Source organism: Bradyrhizobium sp. CCBAU 25338 (assembly GCF_028128965.1).
GTDB classification, from domain to species: Bacteria; Pseudomonadota; Alphaproteobacteria; order Rhizobiales; family Xanthobacteraceae; genus Bradyrhizobium; species Bradyrhizobium liaoningense.
Genome location: NZ_LFKY01000043.1, coordinates 630,484 through 652,068 on the forward strand (window position 1 = coordinate 630,484; position 21,585 = coordinate 652,068).

Below are 21,585 nucleotides of genomic sequence, written 5' to 3' on the forward strand. Positions count from 1 at the left end.
TCCTGATGGCAAGCCCGTCCTCACGCTATGACCTGACCAGCCGCACCGCTCTCGTGACCGGCGCAGGCGGCCTGCTCGGGCGGCAGCATGTCGCCGCGCTTTCGGAAGCGGGCGCGCGCGTCGTCGTCACCGACGTCGGGCTTGCGCAGGCCGAAGCAGCCGTTGCCGCGCTCAAGCAGAACACGCCGTCCGCCGACCTGATCGCGCTTGCGATCGACGTCACCTCCCTTGACTCGGTGCGGGCTGCAAACGAGCAACTTTCCGGCCGCGGTGTCTCCATCGACATCCTCGTCAACAACGCGGCGATCGACCCCAAGGTGACCTCCGCACCCGGCGTGACGCATTCTTCCCGCTTCGAGGCGTTTCCGGTGCCGCAATGGCAGACCGAGATCGCCGTGGGCCTGACCGGTGCGATGCTGTGCGCGCAGGTGTTCGGCGGCGCGATGGCCAAACGCGGTCGCGGCGTGATCCTCAACATCGCCTCCGATCTCGGCGTGATCGCGCCGGACCAGCGAATCTACCGCCAGCCACAGGTGACACGCGAGGAGGAGCAGCCGGTGAAACCCGTGACTTATTCGGTGATCAAGCACGGCCTGATCGGGCTGACGAAATATCTGGCGACCTATTGGGCCGACCACGGCGTCCGCGTGAACGCGATCTCGCCCGGCGGCGTCTTCAACAACCAGGATCCCGCGTTCGTCGAGCGACTGACGCGCCTGATTCCCATGGCTCGCATGGCCGATGTCGACGAATACCGCGCCGCGGTGCAGTTCCTCTGCTCCGATGCCTCGAGCTACATGACCGGGCAGAACCTGGTGATCGACGGCGGGAGAAGCGTGTGGTAGCGGCGGCAGCGCCACGCGCGAGGGCTCCCAGCCCGATAGCGTCTCCTCATAGGAACTCTCGATCCACGATCACCGCCCCGATGGCCTTAGAGCGGTCGCCGTTCTCTCGGTTATTCTCTTCCACACCCGGCCGAATGCGATTCCGGGCCGCTACCTCGGCATCGACATAATCTTCATCATCAGTGGCTATCTGATCACGTCCCATGAGCACGGAGATGGAGGACGGCAGATCTGCGTTTGCAGCCCGCACCATCAATCCATAAGGCGTCATGCGGGCTGTGTCAGGGCAGTTGCGGACGTCGCACCGCAAAGCGGCGAAACAATCGAGTCCTTTCGGCCAGCACCCACGGGAGAATGGGCGCCCGCTCCTCGATAATGATTGCCGCAAACAGCGCAGAAATCTTCACCCAATATGTCGGCGTCGCGACAAAGTTCAGCATACCGCCGATATACATTACGTAGATGCCGTACAGCACGTAGAAAGATAGAGCCGCCGTCACATATCGTTCGACGACGATTGACCGGATCATGACAGCTGAGAGGAGCGCAGTGAGCCAACCGGCTCCCAGCAGAAAGATCCAGCCGAAATAGGGACCAAACAGTTCGAAGAAAATTTCGGGAAACCCGCCGGCGAACTGAAAACCGCCTGTGATGTGTTCCGTCGTCCGCGGCTCACCAATGGTTTCGGACATCAGAAGCTGCGGGGTCGTGTTCCGTCCCGCAACGATGGGGCGGTCGAACAGGAAATCGAAGACGTGGCGTGCGTCCCAATCTCCGTTGACCAGAACGCGTTGATAGGACGCCCATCCTATCTCCGAGGGCTGCACCAGAACGCGCTCGACAAAAGCATCCAGCGCCGCCTGACCTTCGAACCCTCGGACCCTGGTCAGATTCCAATAGAGCGCGAATGCAATCATCGTGGCCGTCAGCACAATGACGCCGGTGCCGGCCAGTACGATGCGGCGGTCGGCAATCCGGGGCAGCAAGCTGAACAAACTTGCGCTCCCGAGATCTCGCGCCTGAACGATCAGCACCGCGGAAAACGGTATGACAAAGAACGCACAAAATCGGTAAAAGGGCGAGAAGCGTCCGCCTACGAGAAATATGTAGAAGACGAGGACGGCCAGCAACCCCACGAAGCGGTAATCGTATCGCTGGCGTCGCAGTCGCTCGGCCGCAAACATGGTCCCCCACCAGAAGCAGAGCATGTCGCCTCGCTCGACCACCAGGCGATGGAGGAAACTGGCCTGTTCATTGAAAGTCCAACGCTCGATCTTGGCAAACAGCGGAATGACACCTCCCTGAATCAGGGCACCGAAAAGCAAGATCAAGAAGAGGACGGACGCGTAGAACGTGACGTCCGAAAGGGTCAGTTGAGATTGGGACGCAGGCAGTCCGGAAGTTGGAGCCGCCCGTGCCCATTCATCGAGCGAACGGGAGTTAAAGACCCAGAGGAAGGGAAGAAGCGTCAGAAAATACGCAATCGACTGGAACACCGTCATGACGCCGGGTCCAATGAACATCTGCAACTGGGACGAGAATATGGGCCCCGACAGATCGATATAGAGCGACGAGATCGTCCGCCATGCGAAGGTGAACAAAAGGAAGGCAAGACAAATGAGGATCGCCGACCTGAACAGTCCCAACCAAACGATGAAGAGTAGTATGGAGGCTCCAGCCAGAAGGGTCATTGCCGAAGTCCTAGCCCAGACGCGCCGGCCGCCTCAGAAAGAAGGTCAAAAGACTGACGAAGAGCAGAATGCCCAAGCCCGCCAGGATAGCTCTTTGCACGAGATTGACTTCCCTCGGCCCTTCCGTCGCGGGAGGCGATCCATCCTGTGGACCCGTCATCGTCACGGTGCGTTCGAGATAAGCCAGTAGAGCAATGCGCGTATCGATGTTGAGCATCCTGTCGACCGAAGCCCCTGGACTCTCCACGAGGGCGGGGCCGATGGAAATCCCGTCCGGCCGAGCCGGCGTGAAGTCCATCTTCTTCAATGTATCGTTGAGCAGCGCTCTCGCATCTTGCAGGCGCGCGCGTACCGAATGCAACAACTCCATCCTCGGCTCGGATAATCTCTGGTGTGCGGCCTGAATCGCAAGAACAGCCTGTCGGAGCAGGGTCACCGCCTCTTCTTTCGAGGCGGAGCTCGCCTCCAGGCGGATCACCGAATCGCCAATAGCGATCCCGCGCAATGAGCCTCCGGCGAACGCCCCCCGCGAGTCGGGAAGCGCCTTTCGAGCATCGGCTAGAACAGTGCTTTGAAATTGGACCGCTCCGATTCGCGTCACCAGATCACGGGCACTCTCCACGGGTTCAACCCCTGCCCCAGCGAGCCCGAGAATACTTTGAAGGGTGGGCACTGTACCAATCGCGATCGTCGAGGTCGCGGTCCAGGATTCCACCTTCCGGCCGACGGCAAGGGAGCCAAGAGCAACCAACAAGATTGCCCCGATCATGAGCGAAAGGACCCAATGTACCCGCGCTGCTCGGACAGCAACATGGAACCATCTCGCGAGCTGCAGAAACGCTGGAGCTCGCGGCGTACGCTCGGCCATCGGCATGTGACTCTTGTCCCCGGCAAACCCCACAATACGGATGGGGAACCCGGTCATCATCATACTGAGCTATCTCTGGTTGATCAATCGGCCCATGGCCAAGGGCTCTCGATGAGCGACCGTCCTATGATCGCCCGCTGCGCTCCGCCCCGCCGGTTCGCTCGACAAGAGAATCCACGACTTCTCCCTTGCTCGTTGCCTCCGGGGGGCGCTAAGCATAAACAGAGCCTGCAACAGTTCCTGCCGCAGCGAGCAGCGCGCCATTGACAGGCGTTGGTGCGGGGTCTTTGTCACTCAGTGTCGCGTCCGCCAAGCCTTGATCGACGATCGACCGACGTTGGGAAACGATCCGGCCACCACAGCTCGATCCAACGAGAGCCAGAACCTTGAGACGGACATTTGCTGCTCACCTTCGACTGAGGTGCCGATTGGGAGAGCCGTCATGCTGAGACAGGCTGTCGTCCTCGTCGGGGGACTCGGCACCCGCCTCGGCGAACGCACCAAAACCGTGCCGAAGCCGATGCTCGATGTTGGCGGCCGGCCGTTTCTCGACACCCTGCTCGACGAACTCGTACGCTACGGCGTGTTCGATGAAATTCTTCTGCTTGCGGGCCACAAGGCGGAGATCGTCGAGACGCACTACGCCGCGGCCGCCAGGGGATCGACGCGAATCATCGTGTCGCGTGAGCCCGAGCCGCTCGGCACCGGCGGTGCGCTCGTGCATGCGCGCGACCTCCTGCATGACCGGTTCCTGCTGCTCAACGGCGATTCCCTGTTCGATTTCAACCTGCTCGACCTGATCATGCGCGCCCAAGGGGGGCGCGTTCACATGGCACTGCGCGACGGCGTCGTCGGGGACCGCTATGGGCGCGTGGTCCTCGACGGTGACGTGGTGCGTGACTTCATCGCCCCGGGTGTGGGTGCCACTGGACCAGTCAATGCCGGCATCTACGTCATCGACAAGTCCGTTCTTGCCGACATCACAATGCTTCCCGCCTCGCTCGAGCAGGACGTATTTCCTGGCCTGACCAAGTCCGGCGCACTGCGCGGCACGGCCTATCGCGGTTACTTCATCGACATCGGCATTCCCGACGACTTTGCGCGCGCCGACCGCGAATTGCGGGACAAGCTGCGACGGCCGGCCGTGTTTTTCGATCGCGACGGCGTGCTCAACCATGATTCGGGATACACTTTCGAGACGCACAGGCTCGAATGGATCGAGGGCGCACGCGAGGCCGTGAAGGCGGTCAACGACGCCGGCTATTTTGCCTTCGTCATCACCAATCAGTCCGGAGTCGCACGCGGCTACTACGAGGAGCATCACGTGGTCGCGCTGCACCGCTGGATGGCGGACCAGATGGCGCTGATCGGCGCGCATGTCGATGCATTCGAATATTGCCCCGATCACCCCGAAGGAACCGTCGCGCGCTATTGCCGCACGAGCGACCGGCGCAAGCCGGCGCCGGGCATGATCATCGATCTCGCACAGCGCTTTCCGGTCGACATGACGCGGAGCATGGTGATCGGCGACAAGCCGAGCGACATCGAAGCCGCTCGTGCGGCCGGCCTCGCCGGCCACTTGTTCGAGGGCGGCAATCTGGAGACCTTCGTGAGACAGCGCCTCATCCCGGCCGGCCAGGCCTAGCCGCGTGTCACGAAAACTGCTGCATCCCCGGGCATTTGGCAGCTTTCTGACGCTGCTCTGTTGCGCGCAACCGCCAGTGTGCTATAGCGCCATCTCGTTGCGAACACAGGCTTAATCGCCTTCTGGGGTCCGGCATGGCAGATCTAAGGGACGCCCGCGTCCTCGTTACCGGCAGCGACGGCTTCATCGGTTCGCATGTCGTCGAGGAGCTGGTGAAGGCCGGGGCACGCGTCAAGGCGATCGTCTACTACAACTCCTTCAATTCCTGGGGCTGGTTGGACACGGTTCCCGCCGACATCATGAAGTCCGTGGAGGTGGTCGCCGGCGATATCCGCGATCCGCACTTCATGATCGCAACCGCCAGCGGCTGCACCGACGTGCTGCACCTGGCGGCGCTGATCGCGATCCCCTTCTCCTACGTCGCGCCCGACTCCTATGTCGACACCAACGTGAAGGGCACAGTGAACGTGCTCCAGGCGGCGCGCATGGCGGGCGTGCGGCGCTTCGTGCAGACCTCGACCAGCGAGGTCTACGGCACGGCGCAGATCGTCCCGATCAAGGAGAACCATCCGCTGGTTGGCCAGTCACCCTACTCGGCCTCGAAGATCGCATCCGACCAGATGGCGCTGTCGTTCCACGCCTCGTTCGACATGCCGGTTGTCGTGATCCGCCCGTTCAACACCTTCGGCCCCCGGCAGTCGGCGCGCGCGGTGATCCCGACCATCATCAGCCAGATCGCGACCGGCAAGCGCAAGATCCGTCTCGGCGCCGTCAGTCCGACGCGGGACTTCTCCTTCGTCACCGATACCGCGCGCGGCCTCATCGCAGGACTTACCGCGCCGGCCGAGCAATGCGTCGGCCAGACCATCAATCTCGGCAGCGGCTTCGAGATCTCGGTCGGCGCGACCGTCGAGATGATCGCCGATGTCATGGGGACCACGATCGAAATCGAGACCGACGAGGCGCGCCTGCGTCCCGCCAACAGCGAGGTCGAGCGGCTCTGGGCCGACAATTCCAAGGCACGCCAGCAGCTCGGTTGGAGCCCTGAATTCGGCGGTGTCGAGGGCATGCGTCGCGGCATGGTCAAGACCGTCAACTGGTTCACCAATCCCGCAAACCTCAACCGCTACAAGGCCGACGTCTACAATGTCTGAGGCGATGGACAGTGTCGTGACCAGCTCAGGCTTCAAGCCAGAGACGATCGTCGACGCCGTGCGGCACGCGGTGGGAACGCCGAACGGTGTCCTCGGCCTGCACGAACCGGTGTTCGCCGGAAACGAGATCGCCTACCTCGAGGAGTGCATCAAGAGCACCTTCGTTTCCTCGGTCGGCCCCTTTGTCGATCGGTTCGAACGCATGCTGGAGGAGGTCACCGGAGCCAAACGCGCGGTCGCCGTCGTCAATGGCACGGCCGCGTTGCATGCCTGCTTCAGGCTCGCCGGCGTCGAGCCCGGCGACGAGGTCATCTCGCCAGCGCTGACCTTCATCGCGACGACGAACGCGATCGCCTATTGCGGCGCAACGCCGCATTTCGTCGACAGCTCGCTTGCCACGCTCGGCATGGATCCCGGCGCACTCGCGGTGCGCCTCGGGGCGATTGCGGAGCGGACCGCAAGAGGCACGATCAATCGCGAGACCGGACGCCGCATCGCGGCGATCTCGCCGATGCACACGTTCGGGCATCCCGTTGCACTCGACGAGATCGCAGCGATCGCACACGACTGGGGCATCGCGCTGGTGGAGGATGCCGCGGAATCGCTCGGCTCGACCTACAAGGGTCACGCCGTCGGATCGCAGGCGCGGCTCGCGGCGCTGAGCTTCAACGGCAACAAGATCGTCACCACCGGCGGCGGCGGCGCCATCCTCACCAATGACGAGGAGCTGGGACGCCGCGCCAAGCATCTCACCACGACCGCGAAGCTTCCGCACAAATGGGCCTTCGTGCATGACGAGATCGGCTTCAACTACCGCCTGCCCAACCTGAACGCCGCGCTCGGCTGCGCGCAGCTCGAGCAGCTCGACGGCTTCCTGGCGAGCAAGCGCCGGCTGGCGGCCGCCTATGAGCGTGTCTTTGCCGACGTGCCAGGCGTGCGCTTCTCGCGCGAGCCCGCGGGTACGACGAGCAATTATTGGCTGAACGCGGTCCTGCTCGACGAGGCGCATGCCGAGCGGCGCGACGACGTGCTCACGGCGCTGAACGAGGCCGGCTTCGGCGCGCGCCCGGCCTGGACGTTGATGCACAGGCTGCCGATGTTCGCGCAAAGCCCCCGCGGCGATCTTTCCACCGCGGAATCCATAGAACGCCGGCTGATCAACCTACCCAGCAGCGCCAGCATCAGGCCCCGCGATGAGTAGTCGCGCACGAAGAATCTGCTTCGTCACCGGCAGCCGGGCCGATTTCGGCCTGCTGGTCTGGCCGATGCGCGCAATCCGTCAGACGCCAGGCCTAACGCTTCAGCTCGTCGCCACCGGCATGCATCTCGCGCCCGAGTTCGGCTACACCTTCAACTCCATCCGCGAGGAAGGTTTTGAGGTTGACGAGCGCGTCGAGACGCTGCTGAGCAGCGATACCGGCGCCGGAGTCGCCAAATCGGTCGGACTCGGCGTGATCGGCTTTGCCGACGCCTTCACGCGGTTGCAGCCGGATCTCGTTGTCGTGCTCGGCGACCGGTTCGAAATGTTTGCGGCCGCGCAGGCCGCGATGTTCATGCGACTGCCGATGGCGCATCTGTTCGGCGGAGACGTCACCGAAGGCGCGGTCGACGAATCCACGCGCCACGCCATCAGCAAGATGGCGCATCTGCATTTCACCAGCAATCAAGGCTCGACGCGGCGATTGATGCAGCTTGGCGAGCACCCGTCCCGCATCCATACCATCGGCTCGGTCGGCATCGACGCCATCAAGCATCTCGATCTGATGAACCGCGACGACATAGGCGACGCGATCGGGATGCCGCTTGGCGAACGCAATGCACTCATCACGTTTCACCCCGTCACGGTCGAAGCCGGGCGGTCGGTGGCCGAGTTGGAAGAGTTGTTTGCTGCCCTGTCGACACTCGATCCCGCCTTCCGTCTTATCTTCACGCTCGCCAATGCTGATGCCGAAGGGCGCGCGCTGAACGATCGGACCAAGGCCTTCGCGGCGCGCCGGCCGAACACGATCGCGGTCGCCTCGCTCGGGCAGCTCCGCTACCTCAGCCTGATGAACCAAGTAGACCTGGTGATCGGCAACTCCTCGAGTGGCGTGCTCGAAGCGCCCTCCTTCGGCGTTCCCACGGTGGATATAGGCGACCGTCAGAAGGGGCGTGAGCGCGCGGCCTCGGTGTTTCATGCAGCGCCCGAACGTGGCGCAGTTGCCGCCGCGATCTCGGCAGGACTCCAGCGTGGCCGCGAAGCCACCGTCAACCCCTACGGCGACGGTGAATCCAGCCGGCGATTTGCCGACATTATCGCCGACATCCCCGATTTCAGGCGGCTTCTGGCCAAGGGCTTCTACGAACTTCCCGCAAGCGGAGCGCGGCCATGACGACGCACACGCTGATCATCGCGGAAGCCGGGGTCAATCACGACGGCAGCCTGGAAAAGGCGCTGGCCTTGGTCGATGCGGCAGCCGATGCCGGAGCCGACATCGTCAAGTTCCAGACCTTCAATGCAAAGGCGTTGGCGGGCGGCGCGGCGAAGAAGGCCGACTATCAGCAGCGCACCACCGATGCCGGCGAGAGCCAACTCGCCATGCTCGAACGTCTCGAGCTGCCGCAGGCTGCGCATGAGACGCTGATCGCGCGCGCCAAGGAGCGCGGCATCGAATTTCTGTCGACGCCGTTCGATAATGCTTCGCTCGACTTCCTTTTGTCTCTGAAATTGTCGCGCATCAAGATTGGTTCGGGCGATCTCACCAACGCGCCGCTGCTCCATGCAGCGGCGAGAGCCGGCGCCATGCTGATCCTATCGACCGGCATGGCAACGCTCGGCGAGGTTGAGGAAGCGCTGGGTGTATTAGCCCATGGCTACGCGCATCGCAGGGATCCCGCAGGTGTCGCCTCGTTCCGCGCAGCATGGCGCGATCGGGCGGCACGCGCCGCGCTGGCGCGGCACGTCAGCCTGCTCCATTGTACAACCGAATATCCCTGCCCCATCGCCGATGTGAACCTCGCCGCGATGGCGACGATGCGATCGGCGTTCCAGCTTCCGGTCGGTTATTCCGATCACACCGATGGGTTCGAGATTTCGGTAGCCGCGGTCGCGCTCGGCGCGACCATCGTCGAAAAGCACCTGACGCTGGATCGCAATGCGCCCGGCCCCGACCACGCAGCCTCACTCGAGCCGGACGATTTCAAGCGCATGGTCGGCGCCATCCGCAATGTCGAGACCGCGCTCGGCGACGGCGTGAAGACGCCGAAGGAATCCGAAATCAGGAACGTCCCGGTGGCGCGCAAGAGCATCGTGGCGGCGCGCGCGCTGAAGGCCGGCGAGATCATCGGACCGGCCGACATCACGGCCAAGCGGCCGGGCACCGGGCGGCTGCCGATTGATTATTGGTCCCTGATCGGAACGGCGGCGCCGAAGGCGCTTGACCCGGATGATCCGGTCTAACGACGGGGCTTTGCAGGAACGCCGCGCAGCACGGACCCGGGCGGCCATGAAGCCGTAACGACAGAACCCATCGCCACCAGCGTATCATTGCCAATGGAAATGTGATCGCGGACCCGGCTGCCGAGCCCCACAAAGGAGTTGTCGCCGATCTCTGCACCGCCGCCGACCACGGTTCCGGGAGACAGATGCGTGCAGTGCCCAACTCGCACATCGTGCTCGACGACCGCGCCGGAATTGATGATGCAGTGATGGCCGATCATGCTGCGTGCATTGACGATCGCACCCGGCATGATGACGCTGCCCGCGCCGATCGTTGCCGATGGCGAGACGAACGCGCGCGGATGGATCACCGACGCCCAGCGTTTGAGCTGCAGCCGGCCGACCAATTGCCGGCGCACGGGCCCTGCCTGCATCGTTCCGATCCCGACCACGAAGGCGGCATCCGGATAGTTGGGCGCAACGTCATCGGTTCCGAGGTAGCGCGCATTGCCCAGTGTACCCGGCTGGCGATCGAGGAAACCGACGACGTTGAACTGGCCCGACAGGAGAGCGGCCTCATAGACCATGAAGGCATGCTCGCCGCCACCGATGATGATGAGATCGTCCATCGCGTTTCCCCTGCACAGACCAATCTTAGCGACCGGGCTGCGGTACTTCAAACCGACGAGGCCTGGCCGGAAAACACGGGCATTAACAAGGTCAACGCCCGGGCCCCTGGCGGGGTTGACGCCGCCTCTCGCAGCCGCGATATAGCAGGCTCAGCCGTGGGCCGCCCCCAATATCTGGCGTATACGAGGCAAATTGCCATGAAATCCTGGCGCAAAGCCGTCGTCGGTACCCAGGCGACTGTGGGCGAGGCCATCGCCGCGATCGAGAGCGGAAGCATCCAGGTTGCGCTGGTGCTCGACGACCACAATCGCCTGCTGGGCGTGGTCACCGACGGCGACGTGAGGCGCGGGCTGCTGCGCGGCATCCCTCTCACCGGACTTGCGACCGACATCATGAACCGGACGCCGGTGTCGGCCCCTGCGACCTTGCCGCGCGAGGATCGCCTGCAGCTGATGCGGCAGAGGTCGATCAAGCAGCTCCCGCTTGTCGACGAGGGCGGCCATCTGGTCGTGGTCGAGACGCTCGATGAGCTGCTCGAACCTCGTCACTATCCTAACCCTGTGCTGATCATGGCCGGCGGCCTCGGCGAGCGCCTGGGTGCGCTGACGCGCGACGTGCCGAAGCCGATGCTCAATGTCGGCGGCCGACCACTGCTGGAGACGATCGTCCGCAACGTGGTGCAGCAGGGGTTTGGCAACATCTTCATTTCGGTCAATTACAAGGCTCAGACGATCAAAGACTACTTTGCCGATGGCGCGGCCTTCGGTGCCAACATCCAGTACGTGCACGAGACCGAACGCCTGGGTACCGCCGGCGCGCTCGGGCTCTTTTCGACCCCGCCGGATCTGCCGATGATCGTCACCAACGGCGACATCCTCACCACGATCAACTATGGAGCGCTTCTCGACTTCCACAACGGAACGCCGGCGGAAGCGACGATGGCCGTTCGTGAGCACAAGGTGCACGTCCCCTATGGCGTGGTTTCCACGTCGGACGGCTTTCTCCAGACCATTCGCGAGAAGCCGACCGAGAGCTGGTTCGTCAGTGCCGGCATTTACGTGATTGGAAGCTCGGTCTTCCGCCATGTCGCCCCCGGCGTCAGCATCGATATGCCGACCGTGCTGGAGCGGGTGATCGCCGATAAGGGACGCGTCGCCGTCTATCCCATTCGTGAATACTGGCTCGATATCGGCCGCCTGGAGGATTTCGAGCAGGCGCATGCAGAGTTTCACGAGGTCTTCCCGTGACCTCAACAACCGCCGTCGTGGTTGGCCTCGGCTCGATTGGCGCAAGGCATGCGCGGGTCCTGCGCGAGCTCGGCCTTCGGGTCGCGACTGTCAGTCGGCGCGAAGGCGGCGACTACGGGTCGATCGCGCAGGCCGTCGCGGCGGCGCATCCGGACTACGTGGTGATCGCTACCGAGACTGCGCGTCATGCGGACAATCTGCAAGAGTTCGCGCAGACCGGGTTCCATGGCAGAGTCCTTGTCGAAAAGCCGCTATTCGCAACACCGGCCCCGGCCCCGAAATATCCCTTCGCCCATGTCAGCGTCGGATACAATCTGCGCTTTCACCCCGTGATGACGGCGCTGGCGGAAAGACTGCGCGGGCGCGACGTGATCACGGTCGACGCCTATGTCGGCCAGGACATCAGGGACTGGCGGCCGGGCCGCGATCATCGTGCGACCGCCTCCGCCACGGCTGATGCCGGGGGCGGCGTGCTGCGGGATCTCAGCCACGAACTGGACTATCTTTTGTGGCTGTTCGGGCCATGGCATCGCGTCGCAGCGCTCGGCGGCTCCTCCGGCGCGCGCGACATCGACGTCGACGACCATCTCGACCTGCTACTCGATATGCAGCGGGCGCCATCGGTGCACGTCCACATGGACTATCTCGATCGCCAGGGCATCCGCCGCATCCGCGTCAATGTCGACGACGACACCATCGAGGCCGATCTCGTCGGCAGCCGTCTCACGGTCAACGGCAAGGCAACGGAGATTCCCAGCGAGCGCGACCAGAGCTATCGCGACATGCATGTCGCGGCAATGCGCGGCGCGAGCCCGGTCTGCTCGCTGCCCGAGGCCCTCGGCGTCGTGCATCTGATCGACGCCAGCGAGCGCGCGCTGCGCACCAAGACCTGGATATCGCCATGAGTCTGGTCTGCACCATCTGCGCGCGAGGCGGCTCGAAGGGGGTGGTCGGCAAGAACGCGCGCGATCTCCTGGGCAGGCCGGTACTCGCGTGGAGCATCGCGCAGGCGCGAGAGACCGGCCTGTTCGATGCGATCGCCTTCAGCAGCGATTCGGACGCCCTGCTCGAGGCGGCGCTGAAGGCCGGCGCCGACATCGCGGTCAGGCGCCCCGACGAGATGGCGACCGATACCGCGCCAAAGCTGCCGGCGATCCGCCATTGTCTCGAGCAGGCCATCGCGCAAATGGGCACGACGCCCGAGATCTTCGTCGATCTCGACGTAACCTCGCCGCTCAGGCTGGCCTCCGACATCACCGGTGCGGTCGCGCTGCTGCGCGAGAGCGGCGCGCGCAATGTCATTACCGGGGCGCCAGCGCGGCGGTCGCCCTATTTCAACCTTGTCGAGCAGCGCTCCGATGGCAGCGTCGGCCTCTCCAAATCTGCCGATCCTCCGATCACGCGCCGGCAGGATGCGCCGCGCTGCTTCGACATGAACGCGTCGATCTATGTCTGGCGCGTCGCGCCATTCCTGGAGCGGCCTGCGGTATTCTACCCGGACACGCGTCTGCTCGAAATGCCGGAAGAGCGTTCGATCGACATCGATTCCGATCTCGATTTTACGCTGGTGGAACTGTTGCTCCGCCAACGACTGGCGGCCTGAGGAGGCGCAAGCGATGACCACGAGCTTCAAGGCTCTGTTCGATCTGACCGGCCGCACTGCCGTCGTTACCGGCGGGTGCGGCATTCTCGGTCGTCGCTTTGCCGAGGGCCTTGCCGAGTTCGGCGCCAACGTTGCGATTGTCGATCTGGATCAGACCGCAACCGATGCCGCGGCAGCCGACGTCGCCTCCCGCCATGCCGTCCGCGCCAGAGGCTACGGTTGCGACATCACCAGCCCTGAAGCGGTGCGCAACACAGCCGATGCGATCGAGGCCGACCTCGGACCGGTCTCGATCCTGCTCAACAACGCGGCCAGCAAGACCCGTGACGTCGACGCCTTCTTTGCGCCTGTCGAGAAATTCTCGCAGGAGACCTGGCGCGAGATCATGGCCATCAATCTCGACGGCATGTTCAACGTCGCGCAGGTGTTCGGCGGCCGGATGGCCGAGCGCGGCTACGGCGCCATCGTGCAGACCGCCTCGATCTACGGACTGATGGCCCCCGATCAGCGCATCTACGAAGGCTCCGAATATCTCGGCCGCGCCATCAACACGCCGGCGGTCTACACCGCCTCGAAGGCCGGTGTCATCGGCCTGACCAAGCACCTGGCGACCTACTGGGCGGCGAAGGGCGTTCGCGTCAACACGCTCACCCCGGGCGGAGTCGAGAGCGGACAGAATGAGACCTTCAAGCAGCGTTACGGCGCCCGCGTTCCGCTCGGCCGGATGGCCCGCGCCGACGAGATGGTTGGCACGATGCTGTTCCTGGTATCCGATGCGGCCTCCTACGTCACCGGCCAGAACATCGCCGTCGATGGCGGACTGAGCGCGTGGTAAGCCGGGCCATGCCATGCTGAAGCGCCTTGTCCAGAACACCGTGGTGTCGGCGATCGTCTTCGGACTTGTCGCCGTCCTCGGCGTCATCGTCATCCCGATCATCATTCGCACCTGGGGCGTCGCCGAGTTCGGATTGATCGTTCTGACGCGCCTCTTCCTGCCCTCCGGTCTGATCGGGGTCATCGATTTTGGCGTGGCGGAAGTGACCACGCAGGTGGTGGCGCGCGCCAGGGAGCACCGCGATTGGCGGCTGGCCGGCGGTCAGCTCCTGTTGCTGACGGCGGTCTCGCTGCTGCTGGCCATCGTGCTCAGCGCTGTGATGTGGCTGACGGTGCCGTTAATCGTTGCCCAGTTCAAGGCCGAGCCGGCTCACGCCGCGAGCTTCACCAACATGCTGCTCGCGACGGCGGCGAGCAACCTCGTGCTATTTCCGGCGCTGGTGTGGGAAGGCGTCGTCAAGGGCTTCGAGCGTTACGGGCTGCTGCGGCTCTGCGAATTCTTGACAACCCTGCTCTACGTGGGCGCCACCATCCACGCTGCGCGATCCGGGCAGCCCTACGAGGTGGTGACTTACTATTTCCTCGCCAGCGGCTTGTTGCGCGCGCTGATCCTGCTCGTCGCCTCGATCGCCGCGCTCAGTCGCACGCGGATCAAGCTGTCGGTGCCTGTCGCGGCGGTCAGCCGCGAGGTGATGACGCGCTGCATCCTGGTGATGCAGGGCAAGTTGATCGGCGGCATCATTGCGCCGATCCAGCCGTTCCTGATCGGCATCTATATCGGTCCGCAGAGCGTCGGCATCTATGATACGCTGGTCAGAATTCCGCGGCTCGCCAAAGTGGTCGCGAGCCTGCTCATCTCGGCGATGCTCCCGGTGGTCAGCCGGCTTGATCAGCGCGACAACCACCGCCAGTTCAACCGGTTTGGTGAAACGGGCATCATGATGCTGCCGATCGTGACCGTGCCGCCCTTAGTCGCGGCCGCGATGATGTCACCCGCGATCATGCATATCTGGATCGGACCGCAGATTGTTCCTTACGCCCACTGGATGGGCCTGATGTTCGTGGTCACGATGTGCTTTCAATATGTGATCTTCGGTAACACGCTGTTCATGACGCGCACGAAGGTTCAGGGGCGGCTGAACATGCTGATGATGATCCATCTGGCGATCTGGGCGGTTGTGACCCTTGCGGCCGTCAACGTCTTGTCCGAGCGGGCCTTCATTCTCGGACAGACCATTGGAACCGCAGCGATCGTACCATGGCAGCTCATGATCTTTGTCAGGGAACTCGCAATGGATGCGAGGCGCTTCTGGATTGCCATCCTGACACACTGGGCGATCCTCGCGATCGCAGCGCTGCTTCTCGCCGCCATCCTCTATGTCACGCCCAACCCAGGAATCGTCACCCTGACGGGCCTGATGGTGGCGTTTTGCGCCGCCACATGGACCGCACAATATTTCATGGTCCTGAGCGAGGAGCAGCGCGGCCTGATTGGCTCTCTTGGACGGACCTATTTCGGCCGAAAGGGCATCTCGCCGACGACACTTTAGGGTAGCAAAATAGAGCGCCTTGAGGTTAAAGAGACCTGCTTTCCTGCGATCGGGCAACCCACATGACGACCATCGATGCCGGCGTGAAAACACCGAAGAAGCAGAAAATCAACCAGTTTCGTCGCCTGTTGTGGCACATCAACAGGACGGATCTCGGCTGGGTCACCAAGGCGGCCCTGACGACTCTGCGGCCGGGCGCCCGGGCCAAGCGCATCGCCCTGCTCAATCAGCTTCCCTCGAAAGAGGAGTGGAGCGAGGCGAGCCGGAAGCTTGACCGAGACGGCTACGTCGACGTATCCACGCTGATGGACCGCCGCCTCGCGGAAGCCGTCGCGGCAGTCGCGGACCACAAGGTGAGCCGGCTAAACGAGCTCTCCGGTAAGCAGCAGCTAGGTCATAAATCCTTCTGGGTCAGCCTGCTGGACGAGGATCTCGTCAACGGCGCATTCGCGACCGACCATCCCTTCGTGCGCTACGCGCTGCAGCCGGCGGCGCTGCGCATCATCGGCGAATTCATGCATGACCTGCCGCAGCTCTCCGACGTGCTGCTGACGCTGTCCCAACCGACCCCGAACCAGGCGCTGAGCTATTCGCAGCTCTGGCATCTCGATCACGATGACAAGCGCGTCTGCAAGCTCTTCATCTATCTGACCGATGTGCAGAACACCGCCGACGGTCCGTTCACCTTCATTCCGGCCGGGCCGTCGAAGCCGTTCCGCAATACGCTGAAGAGCCATATGAACGATGCGCAGGTGTTCGCTAAGACCGGTCCCGACGCGGTCAAGGAGATGATCGCGCCCCGCCTGTCGTCGTTCATCGTCAACACGGCCCGCTGCCTGCACATGGGAAGCCGGATCCAGTCCGACCACAGCCGCCTGCTCTACACCGCGACCTACATTCAGCAGCCGCGCATCTATCCTGAACCGCGCCCGCGTTTCCGGGCGAGCGGAGCCCTGACGGACGTCGAGCGCGCCGCGATGCGCCTGTGAGCCGGGCCGGCCGGGAGCTGACACCTTGCGCATAGGCCTGGTGGTCGATCACCCCAAGCGTGACCTGCCGGGTGCGGTCATGCTCGGCTATCAGCTCGCGCGGCGCGGCGTCTCCGTCGTGCTGGTGCCGATGTACGAGCAGGCCGTCGACGTTCCTCGGCTCGGGCTCGACGCGCTGGTCGTCAACTACGCCCGTCCCGTCAACCTCGATCTCATGCGCAGCTTTGCGAGGGACGGGCTCGCGCTCTACGTGCTCGATACCGAAGGCGGCGTGCTCGCGGAAAAGGGCGGCAACTCGCCGCCGGCAATGGCGGCCCACGTCAAGGGCAGCGGCTACGCCGACATCCTGGCGGGCTATTTCTTCTGGGGCAGTCGGCTGCACGAGGCCTTCCTCGCGGCCGGAACCATGAAGCCGGAGCAGCTTCACCTCACCGGATGCCCGCGCTTCGACTTTGCTGCGCCGCGCTGGCGCGCGCTGCTCGATGGCGAACCGCGCGACTACCTGCTCGTCAACGCCAACTTCCCGCTGGTCAATTCACGCTTCACCGGCAAGCCGGGCGGCGAGCGCGAAGCGATGGTGCGGGCCGGTTGGGATGGCGGCTATGTCGATCGCTTCATCGCGGACCTGAAGCAGGTCTTCACCAACTATCTCGCCGAGATCGACCGCCTTGCCGCAGCGCGGCCCGACCGTACCATTCTGGTGCGTCCGCATCCCTTCGAGAGCGAGGAGGTCTATCGCAACGCGCTGGCGCGCCACCCCAACGTCCTGATCGACGGCACCGGCAGCGTACTCGACCGCATCCGCAATGCGGCCGCGGTCGTTCATCTCAATTGCGGCACGGCCGTCGAATCGGTCCTGCTTGGAAAGCTTCCGCTCCAACTCGAATATCTGAACACACCGACCACCGCCGGCCATGCGGCGCTGCCCGCGCGCGTGAGCCGGCCGGTCGCCTCGTTCGATGAGCTGCTTGACGCGATCGACCATATCGAGCGCGAGACCGAGACCTTCGATTTCGCCCGCGTTCATGCCGCAAATATCGAGGCCTTCTTCCATCTCAACGACGGGCAAGCCGCAGAACGGGTCGCTGATGTCCTGACGCGCGCTGAGGGTGCGCGCCGGCCTTACGTGTCGTTGCTGGCGACCGTGAAGGGCACGCGCGACAAGCCGAGTGTCGGCCAGATCGTCAAGGGCGCCGCCAGCGCCGCGCTCGGATCGGCCGTGACGGAACGGCTGCGCAGCCGGTTCAACCCGGCCCGGCGCGACAAGCAGATCGGGCCGGTCTTCGTCAAGACCCTGCTGCAGCGTATCGCAACTCATGACCGTGCGAGCCCGGCGCAATTCACCGCGAGACGCGCGCACTGCGCGACGACAGGCTTGCCGCTCGCGAGCGTCGCCATCGAACCCGCCCGATAGACTCATGACCACATCCGCAAAGACCATTCTCATCACCACGCTCGCCGAATACCAGACCCGGTTCTGGATTCCGGTCGCGCAGCGGCTGCGTGCGGCAGGCAACGATGTCGAGCTGCTCGCCTTTGACGATCGCAGCGCCGAGATGTCGGCGGCAGAAGGCGTGCCGGTCACGAACATGTATCGCGACGGCCTCAAGACCGGTCCGTCGCCCGACGATCGCCGCGCGTTCGACGCGCGCGTCGCCGCCTACGGACTCGACGGGACCAATTTCCTGTTCAGCCATGAGCGGTTCACGTTCGGCATCCGCGACACCGCCGCGCTTCGCCGGCGGTTCATGATCTATGCCAACGCGATGGAGGCGTTGCTCGACCGCCTGGAGACGCAGGGCAAGCGCGTCGAACTGGTTCAGGAGCTCGGCGGCTTCCTCTCCGTCATCGCGAGCTTCTACGCCGCCAGGCGTCGCAACATCCGCAACTGGTTTATCGAGCCCTCGTTCTTTCGCGGCCGGATGTATTTCACGCCCGACAGTCTCGCTGCGCCCGACGTGATGCCGACTCCGGCGGATACGGTGTCGGCAGAGGTACGCGCCTATCTCGACGACACGCTGAAGCAGCGGGCGATCGTCATCCCCAAAAAGGACCAGCATCATTATTCGGCGGCTTTCAAGAAGGTCGTGAACCTGCGCAACGCCCGCCGCCTCACCGAAAAGCTGTGGGACCAGTTCGCGCTCGGAAAGCATCAGGAGTTCGGACACAATCTGCGTCACGCCCGCGTGCACGCGGCGATGGCGCTCAATGCGACGCGGCTGCGCAAGCTCTACAAGCCGATCCCCGGAGCGCCCTTCGTCTATTATCCATTCCACGTTCCCGCCGACATGGCACTGACGCTGCGCTCGCCCGACTACCTCGACCAGGTCGCAACGGTCGACTTCCTGCTGCGGACGATCCCGGACTCGCATGTGCTGGTGGTGAAGGAACACCCCGCCCAGATCGGCGCGATCTCGGCCGATCGCTTGTTCGAGCTGGCGCGCCGCTTCGACAATTTCGTGCTGCTGCCGCCGCAGACCAACAATTACACGGTGCTCAATCGCGCCGATGCGGTCATCTCCGTCAACAGCAAGTCGGGCGCCGAGGCCTTGCTGCTCGGCAAGCCGGTCGTGGTGATGGGCGATGCGTTCTACCGTTCCTGCCCGCTGGTCTACGCGGTCGACCGGCTGGCGGACGTGCCCGCAAGGCTGCGCGAGGCGCTCTCCGCCGGGCCATTCGATCCAGCCAAGGGCGCGCCCTATTTCGAATCGGCCTGGCGCAGCTCTTATCCGGGCGAACTCTATATCAGCGATCCCAGGCTGCTCGACACGTTTGCAGCCTCGTTGTGCGCCGCGATCGCCGAGCCCGCCGCCCGCGCGAATTGAACGGACCCGTCATGCCGCTCGTCTCGATCATCACCCCATCCTGGAACGTCGAAGGCCTGATCGAGGAGACCATCCGCTCGGTGCAGAGCCAGAGCTTCTCCGATTGGGAGCTGCTGATCGCGGACGACTGCTCGACCGACAGGACACCGCAGATCATCGCTGACATCGGCGAGCGCGATCCTCGCGTCAAGCTGATCCCGCAGGCGAAGAACGGCGGGCCGGCGCTGGCGCGCCAGGCCGCGATCGACCGGGCGCAGGGCCGCTATCTCGCCTTCCTCGACAGCGACGATCTGTGGCTGCCCGAGAAGCTGGAGCGGCAGCTCGCCTTCGCGAAGGCGAAGCAGGCCGCGCTGAGCTACACCGCTTTCCGCCGCATCAACGAGACCAACACGGTCACAGGACGGCTGATCGAGGTACCGGCATCGCTCAGCTATGGGCAGCTCCTGAAGAACACCGCGATCGCCACGCTGACCGCGATGGTCGACCGCGAGATCGCCGGCCCCATCGCGATGAAGAACGAGGGTTATGACGATTTCTGCCTGTGGCTTTCGATCCTCAAACGCGGCCATACCGCATACGGCCTCAACGAGGATCTGGCGCGTTACCGCGTCAGGGGCTCCTCGGTCTCCAGTCGCCCGGTGCGCTCGGCCAAATGGGTCTGGCAGATCTACCGCAATGTCGAGCACCTCTCCCTGGTCCGATCGGCCTGGTGCTTCGGCCATTGGGGGGCACGGGCCTGGTTGAAGCGGCGGGAGTTCTGAAGCGCGATGCGATTCGGATGAATCGTCATCGCGCTTTAGGTCGTTGTTTAAGCATGATCTTTTCGGAAAACCGCTGCACACTTTTCCGGATCATGCTTAAGGCTGATCGCCGGGCGCTCGGCGCGCCCCGCCACAAAAACTGCGAAAACAACCCCATGCACAGTAGGGGTGTTTAGATACCGCAATCCAAGGCATTTGGCTATTGGCGAGTCCGGCCGTTGCCGATACCACTCAGCCGCTCCCCTCGCGAACAATCTGGAACCGATCATGCCGTTTGAAAACTACAGGAACAGCCGCATCCTCGTGACCGGGGGAGCCGGGTTCATCGGATCGCACCTCTGCGAGCGGCTGCTCGATTCGGGAGCCGAGGTAGTGTCCGCGGACAACTATTTCACCGGCAGCCGGCGCAACATTGCCCATCTGATCGCAAATCCGCTGTTCGAGGCGGTCAGGCACGACGTCACCTTCCCGCTCTACATCGAGGTCGACGCGATCTTCAACCTGGCCTGCCCGGCCTCGCCGATCCACTACCAGCGCGATCCGGTACAGACCACCAAGACCTCGGTGCACGGCGCCATCAATATGCTTGGGCTCGCCAAGCGGCTCAAGGCGCGCATCTTCCAAGCCTCCACCAGCGAGGTCTATGGCGATCCGCTGATCCATCCGCAGACCGAGGATTACTGGGGCAACGTCAACCCGATCGGCATCCGCTCCTGCTACGACGAGGGCAAGCGCTGTGCCGAGACGCTGTTCTTCGACTATTGGCGCCAGCACGGCCTGCCGATCAAGGTCGCGCGCATCTTCAACACTTACGGCCCGCGCATGCAGCCAAATGACGGTCGCGTGGTGTCGTCCTTCATCGTCCAGGCGCTCAAGGGCGAGCCGATCACCGTGTTCGGCGACGGCGGCCAGACCCGCTCGTTCTGCTATGTCGACGACCTCGTCGAGGCCATCACGCGGTTGATGGTGAGTGCGGAAGACGTCACCGGCCCGATCAATCTCGGCAACAATTCCGAGTTCACGATCCGGGAACTCGCCGAAAAGGTCATCAAGCTCACGGGCTCGCGTTCCAAGCTGGAGTTCAAGCCGCTGCCGCAGGACGACCCGCGTCAGCGCCAGCCCGACCTTACCAAGGCGAAGGCGGTGCTGAACTGGGAGCCGAAGGTCGCGCTCGAGGACGGCCTGAAGGAGACCATCGCCTATTTCAAGCACTCGCTCGAAATCGCCTGATCCGGCTCGCAACGTCCCTCGCCCGCCGCGAGCCTGTCCGTCATGAGCGAACCGTCCGGCATCGTCGGGGATCCCCGATCGCGGCTAGACTCGAAGGCCGCGCTGACGGTCCCAGCCGCGGAAGGAGAAAGAACGGCGCCAGGACGACCACAAGCTGAAGCTCCTTGGTCCGGATCAGGAGGTCGCCGCGAACGCAAAGACCAGAGGGAGCAGCGATGGCGCGACGTGGATCGAAGGGCTCTGACCGTCACGATCTGCAATCCCCTTGATACGAACAGGACTCAGCTCGACACGA

The 21,585-nt window shown here is 63.8% G+C and carries 20 protein-coding genes; 16 read left to right on the forward strand and 4 right to left on the reverse strand.

From position 1 onward, the window contains the following. Positions 1–5 precede the first annotated feature (5 nt). Positions 6–845, forward strand: a complete 840-nt coding sequence (locus ACM42_RS36670) for an SDR family oxidoreductase (protein ID WP_271533327.1) — start codon at positions 6–8, stop codon at positions 843–845. 46 nt (positions 846–891) lie between these two features. Here the strand turns inward: ACM42_RS36670 and ACM42_RS36675 are convergent, their stop codons facing one another. Genes ACM42_RS36675 through ACM42_RS36685 form a run of 3 tightly spaced genes read right to left on the reverse strand, consistent with a single transcriptional unit; the run spans position 892 to position 3,467 of the window. Further along, complete coding sequence (locus ACM42_RS36675) at positions 892–1,116, reverse strand: hypothetical protein (RefSeq protein ID WP_271533328.1); 225 nt, start codon at positions 1,114–1,116, stop codon at positions 892–894. A gap of 10 nt (positions 1,117–1,126) precedes the next feature. After that, complete coding sequence (locus tag ACM42_RS36680) at positions 1,127–2,536, reverse strand: DUF6418 domain-containing protein (RefSeq protein WP_271533329.1); 1,410 nt, start codon at positions 2,534–2,536, stop codon at positions 1,127–1,129. A gap of 10 nt (positions 2,537–2,546) precedes the next feature. After that, a complete protein-coding gene (locus ACM42_RS36685) occupies positions 2,547–3,467 on the reverse strand; it encodes a hypothetical protein (RefSeq protein ID WP_271533330.1) in 921 nt (306 codons plus the stop codon). A gap of 379 nt (positions 3,468–3,846) precedes the next feature. On the opposite strand from ACM42_RS36685, the gene ACM42_RS36690 reads away from it, so the two are divergent. From ACM42_RS36690 to neuB, 5 genes are all read left to right on the forward strand, one after another. Continuing rightward, a complete protein-coding gene (locus ACM42_RS36690; RefSeq protein ID WP_271533331.1) occupies positions 3,847–5,049 on the forward strand; it encodes an HAD-IIIA family hydrolase in 1,203 nt (400 codons plus the stop codon). A 134-nt stretch (positions 5,050–5,183) separates the two neighbouring features. Further along, positions 5,184–6,203 (forward strand): NAD-dependent 4,6-dehydratase LegB, encoded by a 1,020-nt coding sequence (locus tag ACM42_RS36695; protein WP_131873020.1) that lies wholly within the window; start codon positions 5,184–5,186, stop codon positions 6,201–6,203. Between the two features lie 16 nt (positions 6,204–6,219). Beyond that, complete coding sequence (locus tag ACM42_RS36700; protein WP_271533332.1) at positions 6,220–7,404, forward strand: LegC family aminotransferase; 1,185 nt, start codon at positions 6,220–6,222, stop codon at positions 7,402–7,404. After that, positions 7,397–8,575 (forward strand): UDP-N-acetylglucosamine 2-epimerase, encoded by a 1,179-nt coding sequence (gene neuC / locus ACM42_RS36705; protein WP_271533333.1) that lies wholly within the window; start codon positions 7,397–7,399, stop codon positions 8,573–8,575. The genes ACM42_RS36700 and neuC overlap by 8 nt, the downstream gene beginning before the upstream one ends. After that, positions 8,572–9,642, forward strand: a complete 1,071-nt coding sequence (gene neuB / locus ACM42_RS36710; RefSeq protein WP_271533334.1) for an N-acetylneuraminate synthase — start codon at positions 8,572–8,574, stop codon at positions 9,640–9,642. Before neuC ends, neuB begins: the two co-directional genes overlap by 4 nt. On the opposite strand, the gene ACM42_RS36715 is transcribed toward neuB, so the two are convergent. Beyond that, positions 9,639–10,250: an acetyltransferase gene (locus ACM42_RS36715; protein ID WP_271533335.1), complete on the reverse strand. Its 612-nt coding sequence runs from the start codon at positions 10,248–10,250 to the stop codon at positions 9,639–9,641. The genes neuB and ACM42_RS36715 overlap by 4 nt on opposite strands. On the opposite strand from ACM42_RS36715, the gene ACM42_RS36720 reads away from it, so the two are divergent. The 10 genes from ACM42_RS36720 to ACM42_RS36765 all read left to right on the forward strand — a co-directional run bounded on the left by ACM42_RS36720 (position 10,215) and on the right by ACM42_RS36765 (position 21,290). Then, complete coding sequence (locus ACM42_RS36720; RefSeq protein WP_271533336.1) at positions 10,215–11,498, forward strand: nucleotidyltransferase family protein; 1,284 nt, start codon at positions 10,215–10,217, stop codon at positions 11,496–11,498. The two genes, ACM42_RS36715 and ACM42_RS36720, sit on opposite strands and share 36 nt — an antisense overlap. After that, complete coding sequence (locus ACM42_RS36725) at positions 11,495–12,403, forward strand: Gfo/Idh/MocA family protein (RefSeq protein WP_271533337.1); 909 nt, start codon at positions 11,495–11,497, stop codon at positions 12,401–12,403. The genes ACM42_RS36720 and ACM42_RS36725 overlap by 4 nt, the downstream gene beginning before the upstream one ends. After that, positions 12,400–13,101, forward strand: a complete 702-nt coding sequence (locus ACM42_RS36730; protein ID WP_271533338.1) for an acylneuraminate cytidylyltransferase family protein — start codon at positions 12,400–12,402, stop codon at positions 13,099–13,101. The genes ACM42_RS36725 and ACM42_RS36730 overlap by 4 nt, the downstream gene beginning before the upstream one ends. Before the next feature lie 13 nt (positions 13,102–13,114). Beyond that, a complete protein-coding gene (locus ACM42_RS36735) occupies positions 13,115–13,936 on the forward strand; it encodes an SDR family oxidoreductase (protein ID WP_271533339.1) in 822 nt (273 codons plus the stop codon). A 13-nt stretch (positions 13,937–13,949) separates the two neighbouring features. Continuing rightward, a complete protein-coding gene (locus tag ACM42_RS36740) occupies positions 13,950–15,485 on the forward strand; it encodes a lipopolysaccharide biosynthesis protein (protein ID WP_271533340.1) in 1,536 nt (511 codons plus the stop codon). A gap of 62 nt (positions 15,486–15,547) precedes the next feature. Continuing rightward, entirely contained in the window at positions 15,548–16,474 is a 927-nt protein-coding gene (locus ACM42_RS36745; protein ID WP_271533341.1) for a hypothetical protein, read from the forward strand. Between the two features lie 25 nt (positions 16,475–16,499). Next, the gene (locus ACM42_RS36750; RefSeq protein WP_271533342.1) at positions 16,500–17,888 is read left to right on the forward strand and encodes a surface carbohydrate biosynthesis protein; all 1,389 of its coding nucleotides are present in this window, start codon (positions 16,500–16,502) and stop codon (positions 17,886–17,888) included. Between the two features lie 4 nt (positions 17,889–17,892). Further along, positions 17,893–19,299 carry a capsular polysaccharide export protein, LipB/KpsS family gene (locus ACM42_RS36755; protein ID WP_271533343.1) on the forward strand — a complete coding sequence of 469 codons (1,407 nt, stop codon included), beginning with the start codon at positions 17,893–17,895 and terminating at the stop codon, positions 19,297–19,299. Positions 19,300–19,310: 11 nt separating this feature from the next. Then, on the forward strand, positions 19,311–20,060 hold the full coding sequence (locus ACM42_RS36760) for a glycosyltransferase family 2 protein (RefSeq protein ID WP_271533344.1): 750 nt from the start codon (positions 19,311–19,313) through the stop codon (positions 20,058–20,060). 267 nt (positions 20,061–20,327) lie between these two features. Continuing rightward, the gene (locus ACM42_RS36765) at positions 20,328–21,290 is read left to right on the forward strand and encodes a UDP-glucuronic acid decarboxylase family protein (RefSeq protein ID WP_271533345.1); all 963 of its coding nucleotides are present in this window, start codon (positions 20,328–20,330) and stop codon (positions 21,288–21,290) included. Positions 21,291–21,585 lie beyond the last annotated feature (295 nt).

Excerpts from the sequence above, each read along its gene's own strand:
- ACM42_RS36740 (WP_271533340.1), top strand. The coding sequence starts at position 13,950 with ATGCTGAAGCGCCTTGTCCAGAACACCGTGGTGTCGGCGATCGTCTTC.
- ACM42_RS36675 (WP_271533328.1), bottom strand. The coding sequence starts at position 1,116 with ATGACGCCTTATGGATTGATGGTGCGGGCTGCAAACGCAGATCTGCCG.
- ACM42_RS36670 (WP_271533327.1), top strand. The coding sequence starts at position 6 with ATGGCAAGCCCGTCCTCACGCTATGACCTGACCAGCCGCACCGCTCTC.
- ACM42_RS36680 (WP_271533329.1), bottom strand. The coding sequence starts at position 2,536 with ATGACCCTTCTGGCTGGAGCCTCCATACTACTCTTCATCGTTTGGTTG.
- ACM42_RS36690 (WP_271533331.1), top strand. The coding sequence starts at position 3,847 with ATGCTGAGACAGGCTGTCGTCCTCGTCGGGGGACTCGGCACCCGCCTC.
- ACM42_RS36735 (WP_271533339.1), top strand. The coding sequence starts at position 13,115 with ATGACCACGAGCTTCAAGGCTCTGTTCGATCTGACCGGCCGCACTGCC.
- ACM42_RS36730 (WP_271533338.1), top strand. The coding sequence starts at position 12,400 with ATGAGTCTGGTCTGCACCATCTGCGCGCGAGGCGGCTCGAAGGGGGTG.
- ACM42_RS36760 (WP_271533344.1), top strand. The coding sequence starts at position 19,311 with ATGCCGCTCGTCTCGATCATCACCCCATCCTGGAACGTCGAAGGCCTG.
- ACM42_RS36695 (WP_131873020.1), top strand. The coding sequence starts at position 5,184 with ATGGCAGATCTAAGGGACGCCCGCGTCCTCGTTACCGGCAGCGACGGC.
- ACM42_RS36745 (WP_271533341.1), top strand. The coding sequence starts at position 15,548 with ATGACGACCATCGATGCCGGCGTGAAAACACCGAAGAAGCAGAAAATC.
- ACM42_RS36755 (WP_271533343.1), top strand. The coding sequence starts at position 17,893 with ATGACCACATCCGCAAAGACCATTCTCATCACCACGCTCGCCGAATAC.
- ACM42_RS36715 (WP_271533335.1), bottom strand. The coding sequence starts at position 10,250 with ATGGACGATCTCATCATCATCGGTGGCGGCGAGCATGCCTTCATGGTC.
- ACM42_RS36685 (WP_271533330.1), bottom strand. The coding sequence starts at position 3,467 with ATGATGATGACCGGGTTCCCCATCCGTATTGTGGGGTTTGCCGGGGAC.
- neuB (WP_271533334.1), top strand. The coding sequence starts at position 8,572 with ATGACGACGCACACGCTGATCATCGCGGAAGCCGGGGTCAATCACGAC.
- neuC (WP_271533333.1), top strand. The coding sequence starts at position 7,397 with ATGAGTAGTCGCGCACGAAGAATCTGCTTCGTCACCGGCAGCCGGGCC.
- ACM42_RS36765 (WP_271533345.1), top strand. The coding sequence starts at position 20,328 with ATGCCGTTTGAAAACTACAGGAACAGCCGCATCCTCGTGACCGGGGGA.
- ACM42_RS36720 (WP_271533336.1), top strand. The coding sequence starts at position 10,215 with ATGCTCGCCGCCACCGATGATGATGAGATCGTCCATCGCGTTTCCCCT.